This window comes from Amorphus sp. MBR-141 (assembly GCF_053628695.1).
In genome coordinates, this window is sequence record NZ_JBRJGW010000003.1 from 358,555 (window position 1) to 365,086 (window position 6,532).

6 protein-coding genes are annotated in these 6,532 nt (G+C 66.2%); 1 reads left to right on the forward strand and 5 read right to left on the reverse strand.

What is annotated here, in order from left to right; translation table 11 throughout:
* The first annotated feature begins 36 nt into the window (after positions 1-36).
* Entirely contained in the window at positions 37-684 is a 648-nt protein-coding gene (locus ACSSVZ_RS06510; protein ID WP_453968977.1) for a UbiX family flavin prenyltransferase, read from the forward strand.
* A 27-nt stretch (positions 685-711) separates the two neighbouring features.
* Here the strand turns inward: ACSSVZ_RS06510 and ACSSVZ_RS06515 are convergent, their stop codons facing one another.
* The 5 genes from ACSSVZ_RS06515 to ACSSVZ_RS06535 are packed head-to-tail and all read right to left on the reverse strand — an operon-like array spanning position 712 to position 6,371.
* Positions 712-1,557 (reverse strand): CheR family methyltransferase, encoded by an 846-nt coding sequence (locus tag ACSSVZ_RS06515; protein ID WP_453968990.1) that lies wholly within the window; start codon positions 1,555-1,557, stop codon positions 712-714.
* Entirely contained in the window at positions 1,557-2,708 is a 1,152-nt protein-coding gene (locus ACSSVZ_RS06520) for a protein-glutamate methylesterase/protein-glutamine glutaminase (RefSeq protein ID WP_453968978.1), read from the reverse strand. Before ACSSVZ_RS06520 ends, ACSSVZ_RS06515 begins: the two co-directional genes overlap by 1 nt.
* 29 nt (positions 2,709-2,737) lie before the next feature.
* Complete coding sequence (locus ACSSVZ_RS06525) at positions 2,738-3,112, reverse strand: response regulator (RefSeq protein ID WP_453968991.1); 375 nt, start codon at positions 3,110-3,112, stop codon at positions 2,738-2,740.
* A 44-nt stretch (positions 3,113-3,156) separates the two neighbouring features.
* A complete protein-coding gene (locus ACSSVZ_RS06530) occupies positions 3,157-3,630 on the reverse strand; it encodes a chemotaxis protein CheW (RefSeq protein ID WP_453968979.1) in 474 nt (157 codons plus the stop codon).
* Positions 3,627-6,371 carry a hybrid sensor histidine kinase/response regulator gene (locus ACSSVZ_RS06535; protein WP_453968980.1) on the reverse strand — a complete coding sequence of 915 codons (2,745 nt, stop codon included), beginning with the start codon at positions 6,369-6,371 and terminating at the stop codon, positions 3,627-3,629. Before ACSSVZ_RS06535 ends, ACSSVZ_RS06530 begins: the two co-directional genes overlap by 4 nt.
* Positions 6,372-6,532: the final 161 nt, after the last annotated feature.

Consider the following 6,532-nt stretch of genomic DNA (forward strand, 5'->3'; position numbering starts at 1 on the left):
GATCCGCACTGCAGCGCCGTCGGGAGAGACCTGCCAATGCCGCGCGTGACGAGCCCCGACCGGCTGATCGTCGGCATCAGCGGCGCATCGGGCGCCATCTACGGCGTGCGCATGCTGGAGGCGCTTCGCCAGTCAGGGATCGAGAGCCATCTGGTGATCTCGCGAGCGGCGGCGCTGACGATCGCCTACGAACTCGACATCTCGGTCCAGGAGGTGCGCGATCTCGCCGACGTGGTCTATCCGATCCAGGACGTTGGCGCGGCCATCTCGAGCGGGTCCTTCAAGACGCGGGGCATGGTGGTTGCCCCATGTTCTGCCCGAAGCCTTGCGGACATCGCCTATGGGTCGACCGACGCGCTGCTGACGCGTGCGGCGGATGTCGTGCTGAAGGAGCGCCGGCGGCTGGTGCTCCTGATGCGGGAAACGCCGCTCCATCTCGGCCACATCCGGGCAATGGCCCAGGCGACCGAGATGGGCGCCATCGTGATGCCGCCTGTGCCCGCCTTCTATTCGAAACCGACCTCCATCGCCGACATCGTCGACCACACGATCGGCCGCGTGCTCGATCTGTTCGACATCGACACCGATCTCGTCCGCCGCTGGCGGGACGGCGAGCAGAAGGCGATGCCATTGCAGGCGCCGGCAAACCGCTCCGACGGGCCCGGCAGCGACGACAGTCTCTGAGATCCGGGCCCGGGGTCGTGCCGGGCGCTACCTTGCGAACGCCATGGCCGGAGCCGAGGCCTGCGCCTTCGGCTTGAACAGACAGCGGTGCGTCCCTTCCAGCTCGAACGTGTCGGTCAGACCGATCACGCTCTCCGCACCGCCGAGCACCAGGAAGGAGTCCGTGTGCATCACCTTGGCAAGCCGCTGGAGGACGTCGACCTTCCGCTCATTGTCGAAGTAGATGAGGACATTGCGACAAAAGACGATGTCGAACGGTCCCATGCCGGCGAACGGATCGAGCAGGTTCATCTTCCGAAAGGTCACCGCGTTGCGGATCTTCTCGGACACCTGCCAGTCGTCGCCGACCTTGGAGAAATAGCGGACGAGATAGTGCACCGGCAGCCCGCGCTGGACCTCGAACTGGCTGTAGATGCCCTTGCGGGCCCGGTCGAGGATGTCGCTGGAAATGTCCGTCCCGATGATCTCGAAGCGGCGGCCGGCGACGAGGGCCGCGTTCTCCTGCAGGAGCATCGCAAGCGAATAGGGCTCCTGACCCGACGAGGCGGCCGCGCACCAGATCCGGATCGGCTGATGCATCGAGCGCTTCGACAGCAGATACGGCAGCATCCGGCCGGTGAACGCCTCGAACGGATGCTTGTCGCGAAAGAACAGCGACTCGTTGGTGGTCATGGCGTCGACCACCCTCTCGCCCGCCGCATCTTGGCCGGGGCGACGCAGCAGCTGCGCCAGTTCGCTGAGCGACCCGCAGCCGACGCTGCGCGCCACCGGCATCAGCCGGCTTTCGAGCAGGTAGTGCTTCTCGGCGGACAGGGAGAGACCGGACCTGGACTTCAGGAACCGCTGCAGGAATTCATAGTCGGCCGTGCTGATCATAGGCGTCCTCCGGAGAGCATGCGGGCGACCTTCCGGCCAACGTCGTCGAGCGGAAGCACATCGCACGCGGCACCTGCCGCGACCGTCGCACCGGGCATTCCCCAGACGACGCTGGAAGCTTCATCCTGGGCAATGATGCTGCCGCCAGCATCGGCGATCGCCACCGATCCCTTGGCACCATCCGCCCCCATGCCTGTCAGCACGACCCCGAGCAGACCCGCCCCGAACACTTCGGCCGCCGAAAAGAACAGGGTATCGACGGCCGGCCGGCAGAAATTGACCGGCGGATCGTCGGTGATCTTCGTTACCACCCGCCCGCCGGACCTGGCGACGATCATGTGGTGTCCACCGGGCGCCACATAGACGTGGCCAGGCTCCAGCGGTTCGCCGTGCTGCCCCTCCTTTGCCGGACGCCCGGACGCCCGGGCCATGTGCTCGGCGAGGATCGCCGTGAAGGTCGGCGGCATGTGCTGGGTGATCAGCACCGGCACCTTCGCCATCATCGGGCCGATCGCCGTCAACACCTTGTTGAGAGCTTGCGGGCCGCCCGTGGAGCTGCCGATGACGAGGGCGGGGATAGCCGAGCGGGAATAGCTGCGCAGCTTGGCCGCCGGTGCCGGCTTAGCGGCCGCCGGAACGGCGGTCGTGGCAGCCGTCGACGCGGCAGACGGCTCGGCCGCCCGGTGGCGGATCCGGCCCCGCGCGCCGAGCTGCTTCACCTTCGTGACGATGTCCTGCCGGAATTCCTCCGAACTCTTCATCCCGGCGAGGGCGTCGGGCTTGGCGATATAATCCGCCGCCCCGAGCGTCAGGGCCCGGAGGCTCACTTCCGCACCCCGGCGGGTGAGGGTGGAGGCCACCAGCACGATGGTCCCCGGCTTGCGTTCGAGGATCAGCGGCAACGCCGTGAGCCCGTCCATCTCCGGCATCTCGATGTCGAGAATGATCACGTCGGGCTGGGCGCGGACGACGTCATCGGCTGCCCGGCGGCCGTTGACATGGGTCGCGACCACGGAGAGCTCCGGCACTTCGGAGATCCATTTGCTGAGGACCGAGCGGATGACCGTCGAGTCATCGACGATCATCACGCGGATCGGAGTGGCCCCCGGCGCGGGCGGCTTGGACAGTGTAGGAGCTTCGATGGGCATCTTCGGATCCGTCGCGTGCGGAAGATGGGTTAAAGCGTCTCGATCAGACCGACTTCAAAAAGCTTTTCCTTGATGATGTCGGCATCGAACGGCTTCATGATGTATTCGTTCGCCCCGTGACCGAGCGCCTCCGCGATGTGGGAGAGATCACTTTCGGACGTACAGAAGATCACCTTCGGAACCTGGCCTTCCGGGCGCCCACGCAGCGCTTTCAGAAAGGACAGCCCGTCGGTCAGGGGCATGTTCCAGTCGAGCAGGATGGCATCCGGCATCGACTGGTCGCAGAGCTCGAGGCCCACTTTGCCGTTCTCCGCCTCCGACACGTCGAAGGAGAGGTCCTCGAGAATGCGCCGGAGGAGCCGGCGCACCGTCCGGGAATCGTCGACCACGAGACAGGTCTTGATCATCGCACCACCAGTGGTTTCGTTTCTTGTTCCGAAGAGACGGCTTACGCCGCCTCTTCCATGGAGATCCCGCCCAGGACGCGCCTGACGTCCAGGATCAGCAGCAGTTCGCCGGGAAGCCGGTGAACGCCGCTGACGATGTCCGCCCAGCGCCGGTCGAGGTTCGAGGGCGGCGGCTCGCTGGCCGCCGCGTCCAGGGTGAGGACTTCTCCGACCTCATCGATGATCAGGCCGAACGTCTCGTTCCGATCCTCCAGGCCGACCGCCATGCGATGCTCGCAGTCCGCCTCGTCGAGGCCGAGCATCCGGCGCAGATTGATCGTGGTGACGATCCGGCCGCGGAGATTGAGAACGCCCTCGATTTCCGGCGGCGACAGCGGCACCCGGGTGATCCCCTCGGGGGAGAACACCTCGTGCACCGCCTCGATCGACAGGCCGAAGAGCTTGCCGGCGACGCGGGCGGTAACGAACTGCCGCTCGGACGTCAGGACGTCTTCAACGACTTTGATCTTGCTCATGCTGCTTCTCCACGGACGTGCTGGTCGAATTCCGTCAGAGCGGCGATCAGGCCAGCCCGATCGAATTTGGCGACGTAGTCGGTGAACCCGGCGACGCGGGCACGATGGATCTTCTGGGGGGTACATGGCCCCCCGGAGACGGCGATGATCGGCAGATCCCCGAAGGGCGGATCGGCCCGAAGCGTTTCCGCAAACTGGAAACCGTCCATTTCCGGCATGTCGAGGTCGGAGAGGATGACGTCGACCGAACCGCCCGACCGCAGGTGCTCGAGTGCCTGCTGCGGACCGGAGAAGGCGATCACCCGGTAGCCGATCTCCGAAAGCACCGGCTCGATGAGGTTGCGGAAGAACTCGCTGTCATCGACGAGGACGAGCGTCCCGCGCGGAGCCGTTCCGTCCTCAAGGGACCGATCGAACCAGTCCTTGAAGGCGACCGACAGGAAGTACGCGACATCGAGCACGGCCGTCGCCTGGCCGTGGATGATGGCGGCTCCCCGCGCCCCCGGCGTGTCCGACGGCAGCTGGATGTCCAGCCGGTCCTCGACGATGTCGACGATCTCGTCGACGACGAGACCCACCGACCGGTCGTCCTCGGAAAAGATGAGGACCGGGAGCGTGCCCGTCGTCTTCGCAGACGTCGCCTCGTGGGCATACACCAGCGGGATGAGGGTGCCGCGATACTGCACCATCGGCTGGCCGTTGGTGTGCTCGATCCGCGCGACCTCGATCTCCTCGAGGCGCGTGATCAGCGACAGCGGCACCGCCTTCGGCTCCGGGGTTCCGGCACGCAGCAGAAGCAGCGACACCTTTTCCTCCACGTCGTCGTTGGCCGCTTCGGCCGCATGGGCGGCCTTGGCCTGGCTGACGTCGATGGTCGTCGCCGCGGACTGGGCGATGCCGTTCGGGTCGATGATCATGATGACGCGGCCGTCGCCGAGGATCGTGCTGCCGGAGAACATGTTGATGTGCCGCAGGCGCGACGTCATCGGCTTCACCACGATCTCCTCGGTGTGGAACACCGCATCGACCACGATGCCGAAGGTCTGGCTGCCGACCTGGATGACGGCGATGAAGGAGTCTTCCAGGTTGGCGGTCCCGGCCGTGCCGACCTGAAGCAGGTCGGAAAGCGGGAAGATCGGCAGCAGCTTGTCACGCAGCCGGAGGACGTTGGCCCCCTTCAGCCGCTCGATCGTGTGCTCCGAGTTTGCCTGGATCCGCACGAGCTCGACCACCGACAATTGCGGGATCGCGAAGCGTTCGCCGGCGGCGGCGACGATGAGCGCCGGCACGATGGCCAGCGTCAGCGGGATCTTGATCAGGAAGGTCGACCCTTCCCCGGTCTTCGAGCGGACTTCGACGCTGCCGCCGATCACCTCGATGTTCGACCGCACCACGTCCATGCCGACGCCGCGTCCGGAGACGCTCGTCACCTTGGCCGCCGTCGAGAACCCCGCCTGGAAGATGAAGCGGAAGATCTGCGCATCGGTCATCTTGGCGATTTCGGCCTCGGTCGCCAGCCGGTTCTCGATCGCCTTCGCCTTGATCCGCTCGATATCGAGCCCGCGGCCGTCGTCGGCGATCTCGATGACGATGTGACCGCCCTCGTGATAGGCCGAGAGCTTGATCGTCCCCTTGTCCGACTTGCCGGCGGCGCGCCGGTCGGCCGGCATCTCCAGGCCGTGGTCCGCGGAGTTGCGGATCATGTGGGTGAGCGGATCCTTGATCATGTCGAGGACCTGGCGGTCGAGCTCCGTGTCCGCGCCGGTCATCTCGAGATCGATGTGCTTGCCCAGTTCGCGGGCAAGATCACGGACGATGCGGGGGAGCTTCTGCCACGCATTGCCGATCGGCTGCATGCGGGTCCGCATGACGGCCTCCTGCAGCTCGCCGGTCACGGTCGACAGGCGCTGCAGCGACACCTTGTAGTCGCTGTCTTCGGAGCGCCGGGCGATCTCGGTCAGCTGGTTGCGGGTGAGCACCAGCTCGGAGACGATCGTCATCAGGTGCTCGAGCGTATCCACGTTGACGCGGATGGACTGCGACGAGACGTTCGACGCCTGCGCCGGAGCGTGCTCCTCGGCCGGGGCCCCGGGTGCGGCCTCCTTGGCCGGCTCGACAGATGCCTTCGGTGCCGGCTCGACAGCCTTCTTCGGAGCAGGGTCGGCTTTCGCCTTCGCCTTGGTCTCGGCCTTCGGCTCCACCTTCTCCACCGGCGCCGGGGTCGACGCCGACGGCTTCGGCGACTTCGGCGGCTTTGGCGGCTCCACCGCGGTCTCCCGGAAGATACGCTCCAGCTCGTCGATTTCCTCCTCGACGGCCTCAGGCTCGGCCTCGACGACCGGCGCCATCTCCTGCTCAAGGCTCTTGCCGGCGGCCAGCGCCTCGAGACGGTCGATCAGGTCCTGGTCGGAACCGTCCGGCTCCTTGCCTTCACGTTCCTCGATCGCGGCCAGGATCTCCTTGACCCGGTCGACCGTGGTGAGGACGAGGCTGACCGCCTCCGGCGTCACCGCCATGCCCTCGCGGAACCGGTCCATCAAGGTCTCGGCAGCGTGGGTCAGGGTGGCCAGACGCGGCAGCCCGATGAAACCGCACGTTCCCTTGATCGTGTGCACGAGGCGGAAGATGTTGTTGAGAATATCGGCGTTGTTGGGGTCCTGCTCGAACTTCACGAGCTCGGTGTCGGCGACATCGAGATTCTCGTTGGTCTCGGTCAGAAACTCGCGCAGCAGGTCATCCATGGCTCAGTTCCAGCGAATTGTTGCGGGGGATGTGAAGGGGCCGGCGGCGAGCGTCGCCGCCGGCATGGGGTTTCGGGTCAGGCGGCGCGGACGCGGCTGACGAACGAGTCGACCTGGGTCCTGAGGCTGGTGGCCTGGTCGGAGAGGTTGGCGGCGGCGTG

What these genes read in the sequence shown, in the direction of transcription:
- ACSSVZ_RS06510 (WP_453968977.1), top strand. Translation starts at nt 37, where the DNA reads ATGCCGCGCGTGACGAGCCCCGACCGGCTGATCGTCGGCATCAGCGGC.
- ACSSVZ_RS06520 (WP_453968978.1), bottom strand. Translation starts at nt 2,708, where the DNA reads ATGCCCATCGAAGCTCCTACACTGTCCAAGCCGCCCGCGCCGGGGGCC.
- ACSSVZ_RS06530 (WP_453968979.1), bottom strand. Translation starts at nt 3,630, where the DNA reads ATGAGCAAGATCAAAGTCGTTGAAGACGTCCTGACGTCCGAGCGGCAG.
- ACSSVZ_RS06535 (WP_453968980.1), bottom strand. Translation starts at nt 6,371, where the DNA reads ATGGATGACCTGCTGCGCGAGTTTCTGACCGAGACCAACGAGAATCTC.